We start from the raw sequence: 21,681 nt of genomic DNA on the forward strand, positions 1-21,681 counted from the left end.
CTCATGCGCAGCGCAGACAAGATCATAGAAGAGGCGATGAAGAGGGGTGAGTTTGACGACCTGGCCGGACGCGGCCAGCCGCTCTCGCTGGAAGACAACCCCAACGCCGACCCCGAATGGGAGCTTGCCTATCACCTGCTGAAGGAGAACGGCTTTGCACCCTCCTTCATTGAAGACCGCAAGGCGATCGAGCAGGGCTTGGCCGCTGCTCGCCAGCTGCTGGTGCGGGCCTGGGCACGCCGGGCTGAGGCTGGCCATGCGCTGCGTTGGGCGCAGGCCTGCGAGCTGTTTGAGAGGACGGCCAGCGCGCTGAACAAGAGGATCCGCGACTACAACCTGACCGTGCCACACGACAAGCTGGCGCGGGCCTTCATCCAAAGCGAAACGGAGATTGCACGCGTGGCGGAGGAATCGGCCTGATCTCGCCGTTTTCTTGCCCCTGCCTGTTCGCTCTGTTACACTAGCCCCAGTTCGGTCGTTTTTGTACTGGCAGCTAACCCATGTCTCAATCCTTTTATCGAAAATATCGCCCCAGTGCCTGGCAAGACGTGGTCGGCCAGGCGCACGTCGTCGAGACGCTGCGCAATGCGGTGGCGGCCGATCGAGTGGCGCATGCCTACCTGTTCGCCGGGCCGCGCGGCACGGGCAAGACCAGCGTGGCGCGCCTGCTGGCCAAGGCGGTTAACTGCGAGCACCCTGACCCGGCCCAGCGTCCCGATGACAGCTGCGAAAATTGTCTGAGCGTGCAGGCCGGCAGCTTTTTGGACTTGATCGAGATCGACGCCGCCTCCAACACCAGCGTGGACGACGTGCGTGAATTGCGCGACAAGATCAACTTCTCGCCCAACCGCGGCCGCTACAAGGTCTATATTATTGACGAAGTGCATATGCTTTCCACGGCGGCCTTCAACGCGCTATTGAAGACGCTGGAAGAGCCGCCCCCGCACGCCATCTTTATTTTGGCGACGACGGAACTGCACAAGATCCCCGCCACAGTGCTCTCGCGCTGCCAGCGGCACGAGTTCCGCCGCATTTCCGTGGCGGAGATCGTGGCCCGGCTGAAGACGATGGCCGCTGCCGAGGGCGTGCAGGTGGAAGAAGCCGCGCTGGAACTGATCGCCCGCCAATCCACCGGCTCGCTGCGAGACGCCCAGTCGCTGCTGGACCAGTTGGCTTCCAGCGGCGGCCAGGTGGGGCTGGATTGGGCCCGTGAAGTGCTGGGCACCGCCGCCAACTTGGCCGTACTGGACCTGTTCGATGCGCTGGCAGCCAGGGACGCCGCGGCCGGTCTGGACCTGATCCACCGGGCGTTGGACGCCGGCAGTGACCCGCGCCAGTTCGCCCGCCAGGTGGTGGACGGCCTGCGCGGCCTGTTGCTGCTCAACATGGGCGCCGAACTGGGACCGCAGTTCTCCGACGAAGAAGCCGAGCGCATGCGCCAGCAGGCGCGCGCTTTTGAGCTGCGCGACCTGCTGGCGATCATTCGTCATTTCAATGAAGCCGCGGCGGAGAAGCCCGCCTGGCTGCCCAGCCTGCCGCTGGAGATGGCCTTCGTGGCCGCCTTGCAAAGCCCGGCCCAGACGCCCGTCCCAGCTCCGGAGCGGGTGTCCGCGGCCGCACCTGCGCCACGCGCGGCGGCGCCGGCGCGGCCAGCCCAGCCCGCGCCGCAGCCAGCCGCGGCCGACAGCGGCATGGACAATGCCACCTGGGGGCGCGTGAAAGAAGCTTTGCGCGGGCAGGACCAGCAGGGCCATGTGGCCGCCCTGCTCAATTCAGTGAAGACGCGTGAGCTGCGCGGCGATACACTGACCCTGGGCTTTGCCAGCGATCTGGTGCGCGAGAAGATGGACAAGCCGGAGAACATGGCCCTTTTGCAGGGCGTCTTGGAGATCTCGCTGGGCCGGCGCGTAGCGGTCAAGTGCGTCCTGTCCGGTGTGCGCGCCGGCGACCTGCCGCCGGGGGTGGACAGTTCCGGCATGGTGGCCACCGCCCTGGGCCTGGGCGGCGAGATCGTGGACGAGACCGACCTGGGCAAGCCCAACGAGTAAAATTCAACACAGCGAAATTATTGCATTTTTAGGAGACCGACAAATGGACAAACTTCCCGGTATGGGTGATATGGCGGGCATGCTCAAGCAGTTGCGCCAGATGCAGGGTGAACTGGCCAAGGCGCAGAAGGAACTGGCGCGCGAGACGGTGACCGCAGAAGCGGGCAAAGGCGCGGTGAAGATCACCGTGACCGGCGACCAGCGCGTCACCGAGCTGCACATCGACCCCGAACTGCTCAGCTCCGGCGACGCCAAGCGGCTGAGCAAACTGCTGCAAGAAGCCTTCAACAAAGCCTTGGATGATTCGCGCGAGATGGCCAAGAAGCGCCTGGGGCCGCTGGCCTCCGGCCTGGGCTAGTCTAGCGCTAGACTATTCGCTGTGCTGCTGCTGCCGGAACCGATCCAGCGCGTGATTGCCGCCTTCGAGCGCTTGCCTGGCGTGGGGCCAAAGACCGCCTCGCGCCTGGCCTTTCACCTGTTGCGCGGGCAGAGCGGCATGACCGAGGAACTGGCCGCCGCGCTGGCCGGCCTGCACAGCGGCACGGGCAGCTGCGGCCGCTGCTTCAACATCACCGCCGCCGGGCAGGAACTCTGCCCGGTATGCGCCAGCAGCGAGCGGGACGGGGGCCAGGTGTGCGTGGTAGAAGAGCCGCTGGATGTGGTGGCCTTGGAGCGCACTGGCGGCTATCACGGCGTCTATCACGTGTTGGGTGGGGCGCTCTCGCCCATCGAGGGCGTGGGGCCGGACGACCTGCGCATCGCCGAGCTGATCGCCCGCGTGCAGGCCGGCGGCGTGCAGGAGGTCATCGTGGCCACCAACCCCAGCATGGAGGGCGATGCCACCGCCATGTACCTGCAGCAGCAGCTGGCGCCCTCAGGCGCCCGGCTGACCCGCCTGGCGCGCGGACTGCCCATGGGCGGCGATCTGGAATATGCCGACCAGGGCACTTTGCTGCGCGCCCTGGCTGGACGGCAGGAATTGTCTTAAAATTTTGTAAAAATCGGCCCTTTTGCCCCCCAAAACATGTTTTGGGCTTGACTCTTAAGGCTTTTCCGCTATACTCATCCAGCTTGTTGTTGCAGGATCTTCCCAAAGTAGATCCCCTTACAATTTAGTGCAGTGAGCACAGACCAGGACCTCGGTTCTAGAGCAATTTCAGAACTGAGGCTTTTTTGTCCTGTTTTGCCCTTGACAGGGTGAGAGCGGGTGGTAGAATCCCCGCCCTGTGCTTGGTTCAAGAGAACCGACCCGGACTTTAACATCTGAATAGTGATAAGAAGTTTTAGCTTGCGTTTTGTAAGACAAACCAACCGCAACAAGAAAAACTGTAACCGTCTTCGGACGGCGAAATTTCTGCGGAGAGTTTGATCCTGGCTCAGGATGAACGCTGGCGGCGTGCCTAATACATGCAAGTCGAACGAGGCCCCTTGTACTCGTACAAGGGTGTCCTAGTGGCGAACGGGTGAGTAACGCGTTGGTGACCTGCCCCGAAGTGGGGGATAACAGTCCGAAAGGGCTGCTAATACCCCATGTGACTGTGAGAGTTAGAGGTCTCACTATCAAAGGAGTAATCCGCTTCGGGAGGGGCCTGCGTCCCATCAGCTAGTTGGTAAGGTAATGGCTTACCAAGGCTAAGACGGGTAGGGGACCTGAGAGGGTGACCCCCCACACTGGAACTGAAACACGGTCCAGACACCTACGGGTGGCAGCAGTAGGGAATATTGCACAATGGGCGAAAGCCTGATGCAGCAACGCCGCGTGCACGATGAAGGCCTTCGGGTTGTAAAGTGCTTTTATGAGGGAAGAGAAAGGACTGTACCTCATGAATAAGGATCGGCTAACTACGTGCCAGCAGCCGCGGTAACACGTAGGATCCGAGCGTTATCCGGATTTACTGGGCGTAAAGCGCGTGCAGGTGGTCTATTAAGTTGGATGTTAAATCTCCCGGCTTAACTGGGAGTTGTCGTTCAAAACTGGTAGGCTAGAGGACGGTAGAGGAAGGTGGAATTCCGGGTGTAGTGGTGAAATGCGTAGATATCCGGAGGAACATCAGTGGCGAAGGCGACCTTCTGGACCGCTCCTGACACTCCAACGCGAAAGCTAGGGGAGCAAACGGGATTAGAAACCCCGGTAGTCCTAGCTGTAAACGATGTGAACTTGGTGTCGGTGGGGTAAAACCTATCGGTGCCGAAGCCAACGCGATAAGTTCACCGCCTGGGGACTACGGCCGCAAGGTTAAAACTCAAAGGAATTGACGGGTGCCCGCACAAGCAGCGGAGCGTGTGGTTTAATTCGATGCTACACGAAGAACCTTACCTGGGTTTGACATATACGTGGTAGAGAAGGGAAACCGGATCGACCCTTCGGGGAGCGTATACAGGTGCTGCATGGCTGTCGTCAGCTCGTGTCGTGAGATGTCCGGTTAAGTCCGGTAACGAGCGCAACCCCTGCTGTATGTTACATGTGTCATACGGGACTGCCGGTATCAAGCCGGAGGAAGGTGGGGATGACGTCAAGTCAGCATGGCCTTTATATCCAGGGCTACACACACGCTACAATGGTCGGTACAACGGGTTGCAAGACCGCAAGGTGGAGCCAATCCTCAAAATCGGCCTCAGTTCAGATTGCAGGCTGCAACTCGCCTGCATGAAGTCGGAGTTGCTAGTAACCGCGCGTCAGCATTAGTGCGGTGAATACGTTCCCGGGCGTTGTACACACCGCCCGTCACGTCATGGGAGCTGGTAATACCTGAAGTCGGTATCCTAACCGTAAGGAGGGAGCCGCCCAAGGTAGGACTGGTGACTGGGACGAAGTCGTAACAAGGTAGGTGTACCGGAAGGTGCGCCTGGATCACCTCCTTTCTCGGAGTACCGAGCAAAGGTCCAAGGACGCAGCTTGCTGCGTTACAGACTGGCGCTCCACTCCCACTAGGCAGACGCTCTTGCAGCGCTGCCAAGTCTCGTCGCGGTGGCGAGGCGAAACCGGCCACTCAGCCCTCTCACGGGGTTGGTGGCCAAACGCAAGCGCTTCTTATCACTACTCAGCGGTTAAAGTCCGCGGGCTTTAACATCTAAACCCGGGCCTGTAGCTCAGTTGGTTAGAGCACTGTGCTGATAACGCAGGGGTCAGAGGTTCGAATCCTCTCAGGCCCACACCTCTGACAGCTGCATCCGGTCGCACCGGATCAGGCTCGGGGATGTAGCTCAGTTGGGAGAGCACCGCCTTTGCAAGGCGGGGGTCAGGGGTTCGAGCCCCCTCATCTCCACTCCTTTCCGCAGGAGCGCCCTATTCAGTTGGGCGAGAACGCGGTACAATCTGGCAACTCTGAGTACGGAGATTTTTCTGAGCAAAACTTTGGTGCAGTACCCAGAATAATAGTCGCATCGCAAGCCGTCTTTTCGACGACCTGGCGATGTGCCGGGTCGTCTTCTTTTCCTGAAAACGCCCGAATTAAAAAGTCCTAAAAGAAGTGTGTGTGCTTCTCGCAACCTTGATCCCTGGCCACGGGGCTCAAGGTTGGCGAAGCACGCCAAGCGGAGGCCTTTGCGCTTTCGCAGAACCTTACAAACTGAATAGACGATCCATAATGATAGAAAATAGACAACAAGGGTCTATCAAGCATACCCATGCTTGATAACTTGTTGCGGAAAATTTTCAATTTCTCCACATTACCACATGATTAAGCTACTAAGGGCTTACGGTGGATGCCTTGGCGCAAAGTGCCGATGAAGGACGTGGGACACTGCGATAAGCCCCGGGGAGCCGTGAACAGGCTTCGATCCGGGGGTCTCCGAATGGGGAAACCCGCTGCGATGAACTCGCAGCACCGCCTAGTTGAACACATAGACCTGGCGGAGGGCACCTGGTGAACTGAAACATCTTAGTAACCAGAGGAACAGAAATCAACGAGATTCCCTTAGTAGTGGCGAGCGAACGGGGAACAGCCCAAACTCAAGAGGCTTGCTTCTTGAGGGTTGTAGGGTCTGGCACATGGAAGTGATCAATCATGAAGTTAGCAGAATGGTGTGGGAAAGCCTACCAAAGAGGGTAACAGTCCCGTATGCGAAAACTTCATGACTTCCGTCAGATACCTGAGTACCACTGGACTCGTGTAATCCGGTGGGAATCTGGGGAGACCACTCTCCAAGGCTAAATACACGTTGCGACCGATAGTGAACAAGTACCGCGAGGGAAAGGTGAAAAGCACCCCGGTGAGGGGAGTGAAATAGAACCTGAAACCATAAGCTTACAAGCAGTCGAAGGGCTATGACGCGTCTGTGAACCCAGAGATGGGCATCGCGGCGTTAGGCCTGACGGCGTGCCTTTTGGAGAATGAGTCTGCGAGTTAATTTTTGTGGCAAGGTTAAGGGAGTAACACCCGAAGCCGGAGCGAAAGCGAGTCTGAATAGGGCGTGCAGTCGCAAGAATTAGACACGAAACCTGGTGAGCTACCCATGGTCAGGGTGAAGCGAGTCTAACCACTCGTGGAGGCCCGAACCTTTCAACGTTGCAAAGTTGTGGGATGAACTGTGGGTAGGGGTGATATGCCAAACGAACCAGGAGATAGCTTGTTCTCCCCGAAATAGCTTTAGGGCTAGCGTCTTGCGTTTAGTGCCGGAGGTAGAGCACTGGATGGGCACGGGGGCTTACTGCTTACCAACCCCAACCAAACTCCGAATGCCGGTACTCCAAAGCAAGGCAGTCGGACCACGGGAGATGAGTTTCGTGGTCGAGAGGGAAAGAGCCCAGACCATCGTCTAAGGTCCCAAAGTCTACGCTAAGTGGGAAACGTTGTGAGATTACTGAGACAACCAGGAGGTTTGCTTAGAAGCAGCCATCCTTTAAAGAGTGCGTAACAGCTCACTGGTCAAGTGATCTTGCGCGGAAAATGTAACGGGGCTAAGCGTAGCACCGAAGACATGGGTTTCAACGTAAGTTGGAGCCGTAGGGGAGCGTTCCATAGGCAGTGAAGGTCGACCGTAAGGACGGCTGGAGCGTATGGAAGTGAGAATGCAGACATGAGTAGCGTAAAACATGTGAGAATCATGTTCGCCGTAAATCTAAGGTTTCCGACGGCAGGTCAATCCGCGTCGGGTTAGTCGGTCCTTAGCCGAGGCCGAGAGGCGTAGGTGATGGATATCCGGTCAACATTCCGGAACTATTTGAGATGAGCGATGGGGGGACACAGCGAGGTAGGCCAGCCTGCGATTGGTTGTGCAGGTTCTAAACGTGTAGGCGTTGAGGTTCGTAGGTAAATCCGCGAGCTGAGCTGAGGCGTGATGGCGTGCCCTGAGGCTGAAGTGGTTGAGCCTTGCTGTCGAGAAAAGCCTCTAAGCGTTGACCCTCAAATAACCGTACCGCAAACCGACACTGGTAGATGGGTTGAGTATACCAAGGCGAACGGGAGAACTTTCGTTAAGGAATTAGGCAACTTAACCTCGTAACTTCGGGATAAGAGGTGCCCATAATCGTGAAAGAATTTCTTCTGTAGCGAATTTGGGTCGCAGTAAACAGGCTCTGCTGACTGGTTAACAAAACCACAGGTCTCTGCTAAGTCGTAAGACGATGTATAGGGGCTGACTCCTGCCCGGTGCTGGAAGGTTAAAGGGACGTGTTAGCGCAAGCGAAGCACTGAACTGAAGCCCCAGTGAACGGCGGCCGTAACTATAACGGTCCTAAGGTAGCGAAATTCCTTGTCGGGTAAGTTCCGACCCGCACGAACGGAGTAACAAGTGGAGCACTGTCTCAACGAAAGACCCGGTGAAATTGAAATACGAGTGAAGATGCTCGTTACCCGCATCAGGACAAAAAGACCCCGTGGAGCTTTACTGTAGTTTGGCATTGATTTGGGGCTTGACTTGTGTAGTATAGCTGGGAGGCTTTGAAGCTGGGGCGCTAGCCTCGGTGGAGCCATCAGTGAAATACCAGCCTGGTCAAGTTTCGCATCTAACCCCACGCCGTTATCCGGGTGGGGAACCGTGCCAGATAGGCAGTTTGACTGGGGCGGTCGCCTCATAAAGAGTAACTGAGGCGCTCAAAGGTTCCCTCAGGCTGAATGGAAACCAGCCGTAGAGTGTAAAGGCACAAGGGAGCTTGACTGTAAGACCAACGCGTCGAGCAGAGACGAAAGTCGGACTTAGTGATCCCACGGTACCGAGTGGAAGGGCCGTGGCTTATCGGACAAAAGCTACCCCGGGGATAACAGGCTGGTCACGCCCAAGCGTCCATAGCGACGGCGTGGCTCGGCACCTCGATGTCGGCTCGTCGCATCCTGGGGCTGTATCAGGTCCCAAGGGTTGGGCTGTTCGCCCATTAAAGCGGCACGCGAGCTGGGTTCAGACCGTCGTGAGACAGGTCGGTCTCTATCCGATGTGGGCGTAAGGGATTTGCGAGAATCTGCCCCTAGTACGAGAGGACCGGGGTGGACAGACCTCTGGTGTGCCAGTTGTCCTGCCAAGGGCATAGCTGGGTAGCCACGTCTGGCAGGGATAACCGCTGAAAGCATCTAAGTGGGAAACCCGTCTCAAGATGAGATCCCTCATCCGTTATGGAGTAAGACCGCAGGTAGACTACCTGCTTGATAGGCAGTAGGTGGAAGCGCAGCAATGTGTGGAGCTAAGCTGTACTAATGGTCGAGGGCTTAATCGGTAATGTGGAGAACTTGGAGATTTTCCGTGCAACTTTATCAACCCGGATCGTCTATTTAGTCCAATCAGCGACTTTGCGCTGTAGGCGGTAGATACTGCCATACAAACGCAGGTCCAGACTTAGTTTGTTAAGTCTCTTGGTGATCTGAGCGGCGAGGGTACACCCGGTCCCATCTCGAACCCGGAAGTTAAGCTCGCTAGCGCCGATGGTACTTGGGGGGCAGCCCCCCGGGAGAGTAGGTCATTGCCAAGGGACTTTTCATTTTAAAATAAAAGAGCCGGCGAATAGCCGGCTCTTTTGATTCTGCAGGCGCCCAGTACTCGCCTGGGGCGTGAGTATAATGTCGGCAGGTGGGAGAGATCGATGTCTTTCACATCCCTGACCAAATTGCCGCTGATCTGGGCGTCGCTGGCCTTTCTGGCCGGCATTGCCTTGGCAGGCGCCTTGCCGTCGTTGCCCACGGGGCTGTGGCTGCTGCTGGCCGCCAGCGCGGGCGCGGCGGCCTGGGCCTTGCGCCGCCGTGTGGCTCCCCTGGGGTTGCTGGCGCTCGGCGCCCTGTGTGCCGGCCTGCTGGGTGCGGCGCGCTACCAGGCAGCCCAGCCCACTTTCGGCCCGGGGGACCTGGCCAGCTACAATGACCGCGGCGGCTGGGTGTATGTGCAGGGTGTGGTCAGCGCCCCGCCGGAGGCGCGCCAAACGTATCTGGAAGTACGCCTGGCCGTTGAGCAGTTGGCACAGGGCGCTGAAAGCCGAGCCGTGCAGGGCCAACTGCTGGTGCAGACCAGCTTTGACGCCCAACTGCAGTACGGGGACCGGGTGCGCCTGTGGGGTCAGCTGCGCACGCCAAGCGACGACGAAGATTTTTCTTACCGAGATTATTTGGCGCGTTCGGGAATCCACTCGCTGATGGCCTTCCCGTCTGTGGAACGCTTGGAAGGCGGGCAGGGGCATCCGTTCTGGTCGGCTTTGTATGGCCTGCGGGAGCGCGGGGTGAATGTGCTCTACCAGCTCTATCCAGCGCAGGAGGCCGCACTGCTGGCGGGGATCCTGCTGGGCGACGAGAGCGGCCTGAGCACGGCTATGAAAGAGGCCTTCAACACCAGCGGCACGCGTCACATCATCGCCATCTCGGGCTTCAACATCAGCATCATCGCCGGCATCTTCCTCAGCGGGTTCAGCCGCTGGCTGGGCCAGCGGCGCGGCCTGGCACTGGCCGCCGTGGCGATCGGCGCCTATACCCTGCTGGTGGGCGCCGACGCGGCCGTGCTGCGCGCGGCGCTGATGGGCCTGTTAGGCCTGCTGGCTTTGCGCACCGGGCGGCAAGCGTATGCGTTGAATTCGTTGGCGGTTGCCGCCGGGCTGATGGCCCTGCTGAACCCGCACGTGGTTTGGGATGTCAGCTTTCAGCTCTCTGCCGCTGCCACGCTGGGGCTGATCCTCTATGCGCAGCCGCTGAACAGTTGGCTGCAGGCGGTACTGCAGCCGCGTCTGTCGCGGGCCAGGCTGCAGCGCATTAAAGGCCCGCTGAATGACTATGTGCTGCTCACCCTGGCCGCCCAGATCACCACCCTGCCGCTGCTGCTGTATCACTTTGGGCGCTTGTCGTTGTATTCGCTGCCAGCCAATGTGCTGGTGCTGCCTTTTCAGCCTGTTTTGATGATCCTGGGCGGGGCTTCGCTGCTGCTGGGGCTGTTGTGGCTGCCGCTGGGCCAGGTGCTGGCCTTCTTTGTGTGGGGTCTGGCGACCTACTCCATTCGCCTCTCGGAGGGATTTGCCAGCCTACCGTATGCGGCGCCAGCAGTCCCCGTGGGCCTCAGCGTGGTCGGGCTGTACTATGCCGGCCTGCTGGCCTACAGCCAGCGGCAGGCTCTCTGGGATCGCCTGCGCCACTGGCAGCCGCGGCGTGAGTTGGGCTTGGCGGCGTTGGCTGCCGCGGCGCTGTGGGTCTGGAGCGCAGCCCTCACCGCCCCTGATGGGCTGCTGACACTGACTTTGTTGGATGTGCCGGGCGAGGCCTTGCTGCTGCGCACGCCGCAGGGCCGCCACCTGCTGATCCATGGCGGGGCCAGCCCGGCGGCCTTGGCGGCCGAACTGCGTCACGAACTGCCGCCCGGCCAGCGCCTGGACTGGCTGGTGGTGGCCGGCGGCCGCCGCGAGCAAAGCGGCGCCTTGGCCGCTGTGCTGCCGCGTCTGCAGCCAAGCCAGCTAGGCCTGAGCGCGGGTGGCAGCGCCGCCCGCGGCCTGCAAGCCCTGGCAGAGGAACACGGCCTGCCGGTGATGGAATTGCAGCCCGGTGACTACTGGGATCTGGGCGATGGCGGCCGCCTGCAGGTGCTGGCGCGCGGGCCGCGTGGAGCCGTCTTGTATTTGAGCTACAAAGATTTTTCGGCCTTGCTGCCCCTTGGCTTGGATTTCGATCTGCTGGAGGAACTGCAAGCCAGCGGCGCACCGCCGGCGCACTTGCTGCTGCTGGCGGATGGCGGATTTGCCGGCCTCAACCCGCCCCAGTGGCTGCAGGCCATCTCACCGCAGCTGGTTTGGAGCACAGACGCTGTGGAAGGACTGGCTTATCCCACGTACAGCACGGCCGCCGCCGGCTGGCTGCGCCTGCGCACAGACGGCAGCCAGATGTGGCTGGAGAGCGGCCGTTAATTATCCTCCTCTAACCCTGTGCCAGTCTCGCATGGCTATAATTTAGGTCCATGCTGAAGCATCCAATGATTCGCCTGGCCATCCTGGGCATTGCCCTGCTGGGCTTTTCTTCCACGTTTTACTTCATGGCGCCGTTGTTTGTCGCGGAGCTGGCCACCGGTGGTTATCCCACGCTGGCCTACTTGCCCACCTATACTCCGCTGCCGCCCTCACCTACCACGCAGCCCACAGAGCCTGCACAGGCCATGCAGGGCACGCTGATTGCCGAGGGCAGCTTCTATCAAGTGGCCTATCAGGGCAAAGGGGTCGCTGCCGTCTACCAAGCGGAGGATGGCCAGCGTGTACTGCACCTGGATGACTTCGAAGTGCAGGACGGCCCTGATCTGCATGTCTATCTGGTCGAAGAAGATGCGCTCGAGGAATTGAACGCCATGGATATGGTTGGCGCGGTGGATTTGGGCGTATTGCAGGCCAGCTCAGGCGAACAAAGCTACCCCATCCCGGCCGGCCTGGAACTGGGTGATTTCGCCCTGGTATTGATTTGGTGCGTGCCGGAAGAGACACCCTACACAGCGGCCCAGTTGGACCTGCTGGCTGCCCAGCAGGACACACCGACCCCCTAAATTCTAATCAGACCAAGGGGCCACTTTGCGGTCCCAGCGGTGATGGCGCAAGGCTTCCAGAAGCTCATCTGGCAGCGCCTGCCCATCGCTGACCGCTATGTTTTGGCGCACATGCTGCGGCTTGCGCATACCGGGGATGGACGTGCTCACCGCCGGATGCGAGATGGAAAAGCGCATGGCCAACTCCGCCAAACTCATGCCGGCGGGCAGCAAAGCCTTCAGGGCTTCAGCGCGGGACACCGTTTCCGCCAGGTTCTCCGGGCCAAAGTAGCCGTTGCGCCAGTCGTCCGCCGCAAAGCGCGTGTCCTGGGTCAGCTTGCCGCTCAGCCCGCCTTCGTCCAGCGGCACGCGGGCAATCACGCCCACGCCCATCTGTTGGCAGAGCGGGAAAAGCTCGTCCTCTGGCGCCTGGTCAAAGATGTTGTAGATCACCTGGATGCTGTCCACCGCACCGCTGCGGATGGCCTGCAGACCGTTCCACGGCTCCCAGCGGTTCAGGCTCAGCCCGAACTGACGGATGAGGCCCTCTTCTTTGAGGCGTTGGGCGGCCTCCTGCCAGGAGGGGTGGGCGGCCCAATGGTCATCCCAGACATGCAATTGCTGAATATCAATGCAGTCAATGCCCAGGTTCTCCAGGCTGCGCTTGGTATATTCGATGATGTGGTCGCTGGGGAAGGTGTCTTCCAGCGCGTCTTGCGGGTTGGCTGGCCACTTGCGGTTCTTGGGCGGCACCTTGGTGGCCACTACGATCTTTTCGTCGGGGTGGTTGCGCAGCAGCTGGCCCAGCAGCTGCTCGCTGTGGCCGCTGCCGTAGATCCAGGCTGTGTCATAAAAATTGCAGCCCAGCGATAAGGACAGTTCCAGCGCCTCCAGTGACTGGGCGTCATCGGAATCCTTCCAGTCGCCCATGCCCCACAGGCCGTGGCCTATCTCGCTGACCCGCAGGCCGCGGTTGCCAAAGGCGCGGTATTCCATCTTAGCGCTTGTACTTTTCAGGCTTGGTGGAGACGAAGGGCAGCTTGATCTTGCCGTAGCGCGCCAGCACATACAGCATGCCGGCCACAGCCATCAGTCCGGCGATCAAGCGAGAATAGCTTAGATCCGTACCGGGGATACGCGGCTGGTCTGGGCGGAAGATTTCCACCCAGAAGCGGCCCAAGCCGGCCCACACCAGCCACAGGCCGAATATCACGCCGGGCTTGAGCTGCTTGGCAAAGCGCTTGCCCAGCCACAGCAGCGCGCCGGCGCCGATCAGGTTCCAGATCAGCTCGTAAGCAAAGGTGGGGTGAAAGCGGGTGCTCTCCTCCGGGTAGGCGGCCAGGTCATTCCAGGGCGCCTGCCGGTGGCTGGCGGAGATCGGGATGCCCCAGGGCAGGTCCGTAGGCGGGCCGTACAGTTCCTGGTTGATGAAGTTGGCAATCCGGCCGATTGCCTGGCCCACCAGCAGGCCGGGAGCCACCGAGTCGAGAAACAGCAGGAAGTCGAAGCCGATCTTGCGGAAATACAGGTAGGCCACGATGCCGCCGGCGATGATGGCGCCATAAATGTGCAGGCCGCCTTCCGTGATGCGCAGAATGCGGGTGGGGTCTTCCAGAAAATAGCGGCCGCCCCCCAGGATGTGATTGATCACATACCAAAGACGCGCCCCGACCACGCCGGCAATTGCCAGCCATACCAGCACATCCCACATCTTCTCGCCGTCACCGCCGCGCTGCTGGATGCCGCGGGCGGCGATGTTGGCGCCGACCATGACGCCCAGCATGGCCAGGACGCCGTACCAATGCAGGGCAATGTTGATACCAAAAATTTGGGTAGAAAAAATGACAGGATCGATCACGAGAACCCTTTGCGTGTGGACTAATGCGCTACGGGAATAAGTTCCGCGTGGCGTTCAAACTGGAAGAGCTGGTAGACCTCTGCGAATTCTTTGGCGATCTGTTCGCTGCTCAGCCCCTGGCCTTCCAGGGTGTATACGTTGTCGCTGCGGAACTCCAGGTGCTCCACCACGGTCTGCTCCACCTCGACGCGGAAAGCGTCGCTCAGCGAACTGCGCATCCACTGATACAGCGCATCCACTGCGGCGGGAATGTCGGCGATCAGGTCGTTGTAATACAAGATGAAATAGCTGTCATGCGGCATATGCCGGAAGCGCTCCATCGGGTAGAGATACCAATACCTGATCTGCTCCAGCATGGCAGCCTGCATGCGCTTGGCGGCGTCTGGCAGCCCCATATAGTCCCAGATGTACTCGAAGAAGCTGAGTGCCGAGGGCACCAGTTCCAGTGGGTCGCGCGCCAGGTAGATGATGCGCGCATCCGGGAAGAATTCCCGCAGGCTCTCGATGCGGCCAGTGTGCGCCGGGCTCTTGGCCAGGTAGATCTTGTCTCCGCCGGTGCAATAGAGATGGCGGCGAATGATGGCGCGGTAAAAGCCCATAATGCGCTGCCGTTCCTGGGCGGGGATCTCTTCGTCAAAGCGGTCGTAGGGCGGCAGGTTGTCCACCGGGAAGACGAACTGCAGGAACATGGTGGCCCAGATCGTGATCAGCAGGCCTTCGTCCTCATCCGGTGTGAACAGCCCCACCTTGTGCATTTGGATGCTGTCCAGCCAGCGCCGGTCACGCGTCATCAGGTAGCGGCGGCCGCGGCCGCCCAGCAAAGTGCGGTCCAAGAAGTCCAGTACGCCCCAGAACTTGCGCTGGGTGATCGTAGGCGCAATGTAAATTTCCGCCACATTCATGCTGGTGAACTGATCATCTTTGGCCAGCAGGCGCTGCAGCAGCGTGGAGCCGCTGCGGAAATTGCCCACGATGAACACCGGGGCCTTGATCTCCTGCTGGCGGTAGGCGGGAAAGAAGATTTCGTCGAGGTAATAGCAGATCAGGGTCAGCAGTTGGTGAACGGGAATCACCAGATACCAAAGCAGCATGGCGCCGCGCCGCCGGGCCGAGAGTTTGAGCTGGTCTTGTTGGGATTTGAAGAACTGTTGAAAAGTGAGTTGGAACAACAGCGAAAGGTTAATTGGCATTCCACAGACCTCAGTGTCAATCTACTATATCACACTCACTTCTTTGTCTTTAACCCCGGCCAGCGAGTAGAATGTGGCCCGGTTTGGTCGCGTTTTCCTGAAAATACGGACAAAATATAAAACAAGTGTGCTATTATTGCGCCTGCGTTTGGAGAAGTTAACTGCATGACCCCAAAAGTAATCCGTGTGGTGGGTGCCAAGGCCCATAACCTCAAAAACATCTCGGTGGATATCCCCCGCGACAAGTTCGTAGTGGTGACCGGGCTTTCCGGCTCCGGCAAGTCATCGCTGGCTTTTGACACCATCTTTGCCGAAGGGCAGCGCCGCTACGTCGAATCGCTGTCTGCTTATGCGCGCCAATTTCTCGGCCAAATGGACAAGCCGGATGTCGAATACATCGAGGGCCTCTCGCCGGCCGTCTCCATTGACCAGAAGGGCTCCTCACACAATCCGCGCTCCACGGTCGGCACCGTCACCGAGATCTATGATTATTTGCGTCTGCTCTACGCCCGCGCCGGCGTGCCGCACTGTCCCATCTGCGGACGGGAAGTCACGCGCCAGTCTGCCGAAGAGATCGTCAGCGCCATTGAAAAGCTGCCCGAGGGCAGCCGCCTGCTGATCATGGCGCCGCTGGTGCGCGGCCGCAAAGGCACGCATGAAGGCGTGTTGGAAGAGATCAGCAAGGCGGGCTTTGTGCGCGCCCGGGTCAATGGCCAGGTCATCGAACTGGGCAAGGACACTGTCAAGCTGGCCCGTTACAAAATGCACAGTATCGAGGCTGTGGTGGACCGCCTGGTGGTGCGCAAAGACGAGAGCACCCAGGAACAGGAAGCCGCCCGTTCGCGCCTCACCGACTCGGTGGAGACGGCCCTGCGCTTTGGCGAGGGTAACTTGGTAGTGCAAAACCTGAGCGATGAAGGCTCAGACGATTTGCTTTTCTCGGAAAATTTGGTCTGCCCTGAACATGGCAGCACCTTGCCGGAGATCGAGCCGCGCACCTTTTCCTTTAATACACCGCACGGCGCCTGTCCCGAATGTCAGGGCATTGGCACCAAGCTGGAGATTGACCCGAATCTGGTGATCCCGGACAAGTCGCTCTCCCTCAGCCAGGGCGCCATTCGGGCCGGGGAGTGGGGCGGCCCGCGTGATGAAGGCGGCTATTACTGGTCCACCATGGAGGGCGCCGCGCGCGCCAACCGCATCAACCTGGATACCCCGGTGGAACGCCTCAACCAGAACCAACTGGACGTGATCCTGTACGGCACCAACGGACAGGAGGTCGAGGTCAAGTACAAGCGCACCAACGGCCGCGTCTCCACCTTCCACCTGGCTTTCGAAGGCGTGATCCCCAACCTGGAACGCCGCTTCCGCGAGTCCAGTTCGGAATATACGCGCAGCCGCATCATGGAATACATGAATGACCGGCCTTGCCCTACCTGCAAGGGCGCCCGCCTGCGCCCCGAAGTGCTGGGCGTGACCATCGAAGACAACAACATCCTGCAGGTCACGCAGTGGCCGGTGCTGGAGACGCTGCAGTGGGCGGAGAAGCTGGCCGCCGATGATTCGCCGTTGCGCAACCGCGAACGGCTGATCGCCAAACCGATCCTCAAGGAAATCCGCGAGCGCCTGGGCTTCATGGTCGATGTGGGCCTGGATTACCTGACCCTCAATCGCTCCGCCGGCAGCCTCTCCGGCGGCGAGGCCCAGCGCATTCGCCTGGCGACCCAGATCGGTTCGCGGCTGATGGGCGTGCTCTACGTATTGGACGAGCCTTCCATCGGCCTGCACGCCCGTGACAACGAGCGCTTGTTGCGCACGCTGGTCAGCATGCGCGACCTGGGCAATACCGTGCTGGTGGTGGAACACGACGAAGAAACCATCCGGCGCGCCGACTGGATCGTGGATCTGGGTCCGGGCGCGGGCGAGAACGGCGGCCAAGTGGTTGCCGAGGGCACGCCTGCCGATATTCAAAAGAACAAAGCTTCGCTGACCGGGGATTACCTCTCCGGACGCAAGTTTATTCCGGTGCCTGAGCAGCGCCGGGCCGGCTCAGGCAAGGCGCTGACCATTGTAGGCGCCCGCGAGAACAACCTGAAGAACCTGACCGTGGAACTTCCGCTGGGCAAACTGGTCTGCGTGACCGGTGTCTCTGGCTCCGGCAAGAGCAGCTTGATCAACGAGATCTTGTATAAATCGCTGGCCCGCCAGCTGAACGGCGCCTTCGCCAACCCCGGCCAGCACGACGAGATCCGCGGCGTGGAGCACCTGGACAAGATCATCAACATCGACCAGTCGCCCATCGGGCGCACGCCGCGCTCCAACCCAGGCACCTATACCGGCCTGTTCAACTTGATCCGTGATCTGTTCGCTGAATTGCCGGAGAGCAAGGTGCGCGGTTACAAGCCGGGCCGCTTCTCCTTCAACGTGCGCGGCGGCCGCTGCGAGGCCTGCGAGGGCCAGGGCCAGGTGCGCATCGAGATGCAGTTCCTGCCGGACATCTACGTACCTTGCGAGATTTGCCATGGGGCGCGCTTTAACCGCGAGACTTTGCAGGTCAAATTCAAGGATATGAGCATTGCCGACGTGCTGGACCTGCCCATCGACCGGGCGATCGAAGTCTTCTCCGCCTTCCCGGCGATGCTGAGTAAGCTGGAGACGCTGCGCGACGTGGGTTTGGGCTATATCCGCATTGGCCAGTCCGCCCCTACGCTCTCTGGCGGTGAGGCGCAGCGCGTCAAGCTCTCCAAAGAGCTCTCACGCCGCGCCACCGGCCAGACCATCTATGTCCTGGACGAGCCTTCTGTGGGGCTGCACACCGGCGACGTGCACAAGCTGGTCGAAGTGCTGCAGCGCCTGGTGGACGCCGGAAACTCCGTGGTGATCATTGAACACAATATGGACATTATCAAAGTAGCCGACCACTTGATCGACCTGGGCCCGGAGGGCGGCGGCCGCGGCGGTGAGCTGGTGGCCCAGGGCACCCCGGAAGAGGTGGCCCGTGTGGCCGCCAGCTACACCGGCCAGTTCCTCAAAGCAGTGCTGCGCCAGCCTTAGCTGGGCAGATTATCAATGATCGTGCCGACCGGCTCGCCCAGCAGGGCGGCCCGCAAGGCGCCTTCCTGCCAGAAGTTGAGCACCATGATCGGCAGGTTGTTCTCCATGCACAGCGAGATCGCTGTGCTGTCCATCACCGCCAGGCGCTGATTGAGCGCCTCAATATAGTTGAGGTGGCTGAAGCGCTTGGCGTCCGGGTTCTTGTTGGGGTCGGAGTCGTACACGCCGTCCACCTTGGTGGCTTTGATCACCGTGCCTGCCCCAATTTCCATGGCGCGCAATGCAGCGGCCGTGTCGGTGGAGAAGTACGGATTGCCTGTGCCGCCGCCAAAGATGACCACGCGGCCTAGGTCCAGGTGGCGGGTGGCCCGCCGGCGGATATACGGCTCGGCTACGGCGCGCATCTCGATCGCCGACTGCACCCGGGTTTGCACACCTTCGCGTTCGATGGCGTCCATCAGCGCCAGAGCGTTCATCACCGTGCCCAGCATGCCCATATAGTCCGCCGTAGCGCGGTCCATGCCGCGCTCAATGCCGCTGCGTCCGCGCCATAGGTTGCCGGCCCCGATCACGATGGCCAGCTGCACCCCCATGGCGACTACATCCTTGACTTGCTTGGCTATGCCTTCGGCCTTGTCCGGATCAATGCCGGAACCCTCGTCGGCGGCCAGGGCTTCGCCGCTCAGTTTAAGCAGGACGCGGTTGTATTTAATGCTTGCCATGCTCGTTTGCCTCCATAGCTCCATTATTCCAAATTCAGTTTGTTTCGACTGAAAAAAAAGGCCAACCGTTTGGTTGGCCCTCTCTTTATTCCTCTGTTTCTTCCGACTCGACGTGTTCGCCGAGCTCCCAGCGCACAAAGCGCTGGACCACGATATTTTCACCCATCGAACCGACCACCTCGCCGATCAGCTCTTTGACGCTCTTGCCCTCGTCGCGAATGTAGCCCTGGCGCATCAACACATTCTCGTCCAGGAACTTGTCCACGCGCCCGGCAATGATCTTGTCCCAGGCGGCTTCGGGCTTGCCTTCGTCCTTGGCGCGGGCCCGGGCCACATCGCGCTCGGCTTCCAGCACCTCTTCGGGCACTTCTTCCTCATTCACCCAACGCGGGCTGGCCGCCGCGATCTGCAGGGCGATTTCGTGAGCCAGGTTGCGGAAGGCCTCGGAGCGAGCCACAAAATCGGTCTCGCAGTTGATCTCGGCCATCACGCCCACGCGGCCGTCGCCGTGGGAATACAGCTCCACCACGCCATCGCTGGCGGCGCGGCCGGCGCGCTTGGCGGCCTTGGCCAGGCCTTTCTCGCGCAGGTAGGCCACGGCCTTGTCATAGTCACCGCCGGCGTGCTCCAGAGCGGCGCGGCAGTCCAGAATGCCGACGCCGGTGGCGTCGCGCAGTTCTTTAATTTGTTCGGTGGTAATTGCCATGCTTTAGTTTTCCTCTTCTTCGCTCGCGCTTTCAGCCTCGGCCGCTTCAGCGGTCTCGCCGCCTTCTTCGCTGGCCGCCTCTTCGGCAGCTTTGGCAGCCTCAGCAGCTTCAGCCGCCTTGGCGGCCTTCTCCGCTTCCTTGGCGGCTTTGGCGGCCACCTCGGCTTCTTCCTTGGCCTGCTCTTCAGCCACCTTGGCCAGCGTGGCGGCGCCCAACAGCTCTTCGTCGCTCAGCTCTTCCGTGGGGGCGTCTGCTTTGCGGCGGCGGGCGTTGGCGGCGGGTTTCTCCACTTCGCCTTCCTGCTTGTCGCTGCGCAGGGCTTTGCCCTCGATCACTGCGTCGGCGATGTAGGCCACCATCAGCTTGATGGCGCGGATGGCGTCGTCGTTGGAGGGGATCACATGGTCGATCACGCTGGGGTTGCAGTTGGTATCCACCAGGCCCAGCACAGGAATGCCGAGGATGTTGGCTTCACGCACGGCGGTCTCTTCGCGGTTGACGTCCACTACGAAGAGCATGTCCGGCACGCGCGTCATGTTGCGGATGCCGCCGAAGCGCTCTTCCAGCTTCTCAGCGGTGCGGCTGTCGGTTAGCAGTTCTTTCTTGGTCAGGCCGGTGGCCTGGGGTTCCAGGCGCTGGCGGTCCAGGCGGTCCAGTTCGGTGATGCGCTGGCGCATGGTCTGCCAGTTGGTCAGCATGCCGCCCAGCCAGCGCACGGTGACGTAGGGCATGCCGGCGCGCTGCGCCTCGGCCTCGATCGTCTCCTGCGCCTGGCGCTTGGTGCCGACAAAGAGAATGGTGCCGCCTTTGGCGACCGCCTCGCGTACACGGTTGTAACCGTCTTCCAGCGACTTGGCGGTCTGCTGCAGGTCAATGATGTGGATGCCGTTGCGTTCGGTGAAGATGTACGGCTTCATGCGCGGGTCCCATTTCTGGGTGCGGTGCCCGAAGTGCACGCCCGCTTCAAGAAGGGCCTTCATATCAATCGCGGCCATGGGGTAAAACTCCTTTTGCGTTAACTTCCGCTTCCTTCATCCCCAGCAATCGCCCGTCATACGGGCACGCATTGCCGGGTCCAGAAGCGTGCAAGATGATGCCTGTGCAGCCTGGTTGCACTTGAAGCTGGCTGCGCCAACTCCAGCACGGCCTTGGCTGTGCAAGCAACGCGCCCGCGAATGCGAGCGCGAAGTAAGTATATCACAAAGCCAAAACCAAGCCTAACTACTCAAAGATGGCCTGGACATCCGCCAGCAGGGCGTATAAACCGCGCAGTCCCGGGTAGCCCAGGCGGTCCAGCACGCTGACCTGCCCGTTTTGCACGGCAGGCAGCTGCGCCCACAGCGGGTCCTGTTGGATCTTGGCCAGGGCTTCCGGTTCCCCATCGATCAATTCGCTTTGCAGCAGGATCAGTTCTTGGCCGTGCAGCAGGTCCACCCGCTCCAGGCTGACAAAGGCACGCCCATCCCGAAAGGAAATGCCTTCCCGCTCGGCTTCCGTTGGGATGAATTGCACACCCAGCTTCTTGAGCAGCCAGGGTGGGGTCTGCGGGCCGTCCACAAAGATGGCCGGGCTGGGGCCGGAGTATATGGCGGCCACCGATACCTGGCGGGCAGGCGCATTAATCGCCTGGGCCACCGCCGCTGCAGCAGCTTCAAAGGCGGCCAGGTCGGCGCTGGCTTTGTCGCTCAGGCCAAAGGCGGCCAGCGTTTGGGCGTAACTCTCCAGCGGGTCGTTGCCGCCAATCGCGACGGTCGGGGCGATCTGTGAGAGTTTCTCATAGCCGGCAGTGTGGATGAAGAAAACATTGCCAATGATCAGGTCGGGTTCGGCCTTGGCGATCTCTTCCAGGGAGAACTGGCCGGAGGTTTGATACAAGGCCACGCCGTCCAGCTCTGCCGCGCTGAACAGCGGCAGCGCTTCGGGCAGATTGACGTTCGAGCCCACCAGCTTAATGCCGGCATCTAGCAAATTGGCCAGCAGGCCTTCTTCGCCCAGGGCAAAGACTCGCTGCGGGTAGGCCGGGATCTCGGTTTGACCAAAGGTGTGCTCGATCAGGCGGGTATCAGCCGTCTCAGACATTACGACCAGCGGCGCCGCCGCGGGAGCGGAACTGCAGGCAGCCAACACGCCCGCGCACAGCACCAAGTAAAAGAATTGCAGGATTTTTCGCATAAGAACCTTTCTGGCGCTAATTGTATG

At 60.5% G+C, this 21,681-nt stretch carries 14 protein-coding genes, 2 tRNA genes and 3 rRNA genes; 12 read left to right on the plus strand and 7 right to left on the minus strand.

Annotated elements, in window-relative coordinates:
- Positions 1–3 precede the first annotated feature (3 nt).
- The 11 genes from KF885_05755 (at position 4) to KF885_05805 (ending at position 11,972) form a co-directional block, all read left to right on the plus strand.
- Positions 4–420, plus strand: a complete 417-nt coding sequence (locus KF885_05755) for a DUF1992 domain-containing protein (protein ID MBX3048661.1) — start codon at positions 4–6, stop codon at positions 418–420.
- Positions 421–500: 80 nt separating this feature from the next.
- On the plus strand, positions 501–2,048 hold the full coding sequence (gene dnaX / locus KF885_05760; protein MBX3048662.1) for a DNA polymerase III subunit gamma/tau: 1,548 nt from the start codon (positions 501–503) through the stop codon (positions 2,046–2,048).
- A gap of 43 nt (positions 2,049–2,091) precedes the next feature.
- On the plus strand, positions 2,092–2,406 hold the full coding sequence (locus KF885_05765) for a YbaB/EbfC family nucleoid-associated protein (GenBank protein ID MBX3048663.1): 315 nt from the start codon (positions 2,092–2,094) through the stop codon (positions 2,404–2,406).
- A 24-nt stretch (positions 2,407–2,430) separates the two neighbouring features.
- Positions 2,431–3,036 (plus strand): recombination mediator RecR, encoded by a 606-nt coding sequence (recR, locus tag KF885_05770; GenBank protein MBX3048664.1) that lies wholly within the window; start codon positions 2,431–2,433, stop codon positions 3,034–3,036.
- Positions 3,037–3,401: 365 nt separating this feature from the next.
- Positions 3,402–4,910 (plus strand): 16S ribosomal RNA (locus tag KF885_05775).
- A gap of 217 nt (positions 4,911–5,127) precedes the next feature.
- Positions 5,128–5,201: transfer RNA gene (locus tag KF885_05780), tRNA-Ile, on the plus strand.
- Positions 5,202–5,241: 40 nt separating this feature from the next.
- A tRNA-Ala gene (locus tag KF885_05785) sits at positions 5,242–5,314 on the plus strand.
- 412 nt (positions 5,315–5,726) lie between these two features.
- Positions 5,727–8,697, plus strand: a 23S ribosomal RNA gene (locus tag KF885_05790).
- A 135-nt stretch (positions 8,698–8,832) separates the two neighbouring features.
- Positions 8,833–8,949 (plus strand): 5S ribosomal RNA (gene rrf, locus KF885_05795).
- Together the 16S, 23S and 5S rRNA genes with 2 tRNA genes alongside form the textbook arrangement of a ribosomal RNA operon.
- A gap of 111 nt (positions 8,950–9,060) precedes the next feature.
- Positions 9,061–11,349 (plus strand): ComEC/Rec2 family competence protein, encoded by a 2,289-nt coding sequence (locus tag KF885_05800; GenBank protein MBX3048665.1) that lies wholly within the window; start codon positions 9,061–9,063, stop codon positions 11,347–11,349.
- Between the two features lie 50 nt (positions 11,350–11,399).
- On the plus strand, positions 11,400–11,972 hold the full coding sequence (locus KF885_05805; protein MBX3048666.1) for a DM13 domain-containing protein: 573 nt from the start codon (positions 11,400–11,402) through the stop codon (positions 11,970–11,972).
- 3 nt (positions 11,973–11,975) lie between these two features.
- On the opposite strand, the gene KF885_05810 is transcribed toward KF885_05805, so the two are convergent.
- Genes KF885_05810 through KF885_05820 form a run of 3 tightly spaced genes read right to left on the minus strand, consistent with a single transcriptional unit; the run spans position 11,976 to position 14,999 of the window.
- Positions 11,976–12,947 (minus strand): aldo/keto reductase, encoded by a 972-nt coding sequence (locus tag KF885_05810; protein ID MBX3048667.1) that lies wholly within the window; start codon positions 12,945–12,947, stop codon positions 11,976–11,978.
- A 1-nt stretch (position 12,948) separates the two neighbouring features.
- Complete coding sequence (gene lgt / locus KF885_05815; GenBank protein ID MBX3048668.1) at positions 12,949–13,809, minus strand: prolipoprotein diacylglyceryl transferase; 861 nt, start codon at positions 13,807–13,809, stop codon at positions 12,949–12,951.
- Between the two features lie 20 nt (positions 13,810–13,829).
- Positions 13,830–14,999, minus strand: a complete 1,170-nt coding sequence (locus KF885_05820; protein ID MBX3048669.1) for a sulfotransferase — start codon at positions 14,997–14,999, stop codon at positions 13,830–13,832.
- A 165-nt stretch (positions 15,000–15,164) separates the two neighbouring features.
- Here KF885_05820 and uvrA point away from each other — a divergent pair, with 165 nt between their 5' ends.
- Complete coding sequence (gene uvrA, locus KF885_05825) at positions 15,165–18,053, plus strand: excinuclease ABC subunit UvrA (GenBank protein ID MBX3048670.1); 2,889 nt, start codon at positions 15,165–15,167, stop codon at positions 18,051–18,053.
- Here uvrA and pyrH read toward each other — a convergent pair.
- The 4 genes from pyrH to KF885_05845 all read right to left on the minus strand — a co-directional run bounded on the left by pyrH (position 18,050) and on the right by KF885_05845 (position 21,654).
- The gene (gene pyrH, locus KF885_05830; protein ID MBX3048671.1) at positions 18,050–18,775 is read right to left on the minus strand and encodes a UMP kinase; all 726 of its coding nucleotides are present in this window, start codon (positions 18,773–18,775) and stop codon (positions 18,050–18,052) included. The two genes, uvrA and pyrH, sit on opposite strands and share 4 nt — an antisense overlap.
- 85 nt (positions 18,776–18,860) lie before the next feature.
- Positions 18,861–19,481: a translation elongation factor Ts gene (gene tsf / locus KF885_05835; GenBank protein MBX3048672.1), complete on the minus strand. Its 621-nt coding sequence runs from the start codon at positions 19,479–19,481 to the stop codon at positions 18,861–18,863.
- 3 nt (positions 19,482–19,484) lie between these two features.
- The gene (gene rpsB, locus KF885_05840) at positions 19,485–20,477 is read right to left on the minus strand and encodes a 30S ribosomal protein S2 (GenBank protein MBX3048673.1); all 993 of its coding nucleotides are present in this window, start codon (positions 20,475–20,477) and stop codon (positions 19,485–19,487) included.
- Between the two features lie 226 nt (positions 20,478–20,703).
- Positions 20,704–21,654: an ABC transporter substrate-binding protein gene (locus KF885_05845; protein MBX3048674.1), complete on the minus strand. Its 951-nt coding sequence runs from the start codon at positions 21,652–21,654 to the stop codon at positions 20,704–20,706.
- Between the last annotated feature and the right edge of the window lie 27 nt (positions 21,655–21,681).

It is taken from the genome of Anaerolineales bacterium, assembly GCA_019637805.1.
Classification (GTDB): Bacteria; Chloroflexota; Anaerolineae; order Anaerolineales; family UBA11579; genus JAMCZK01.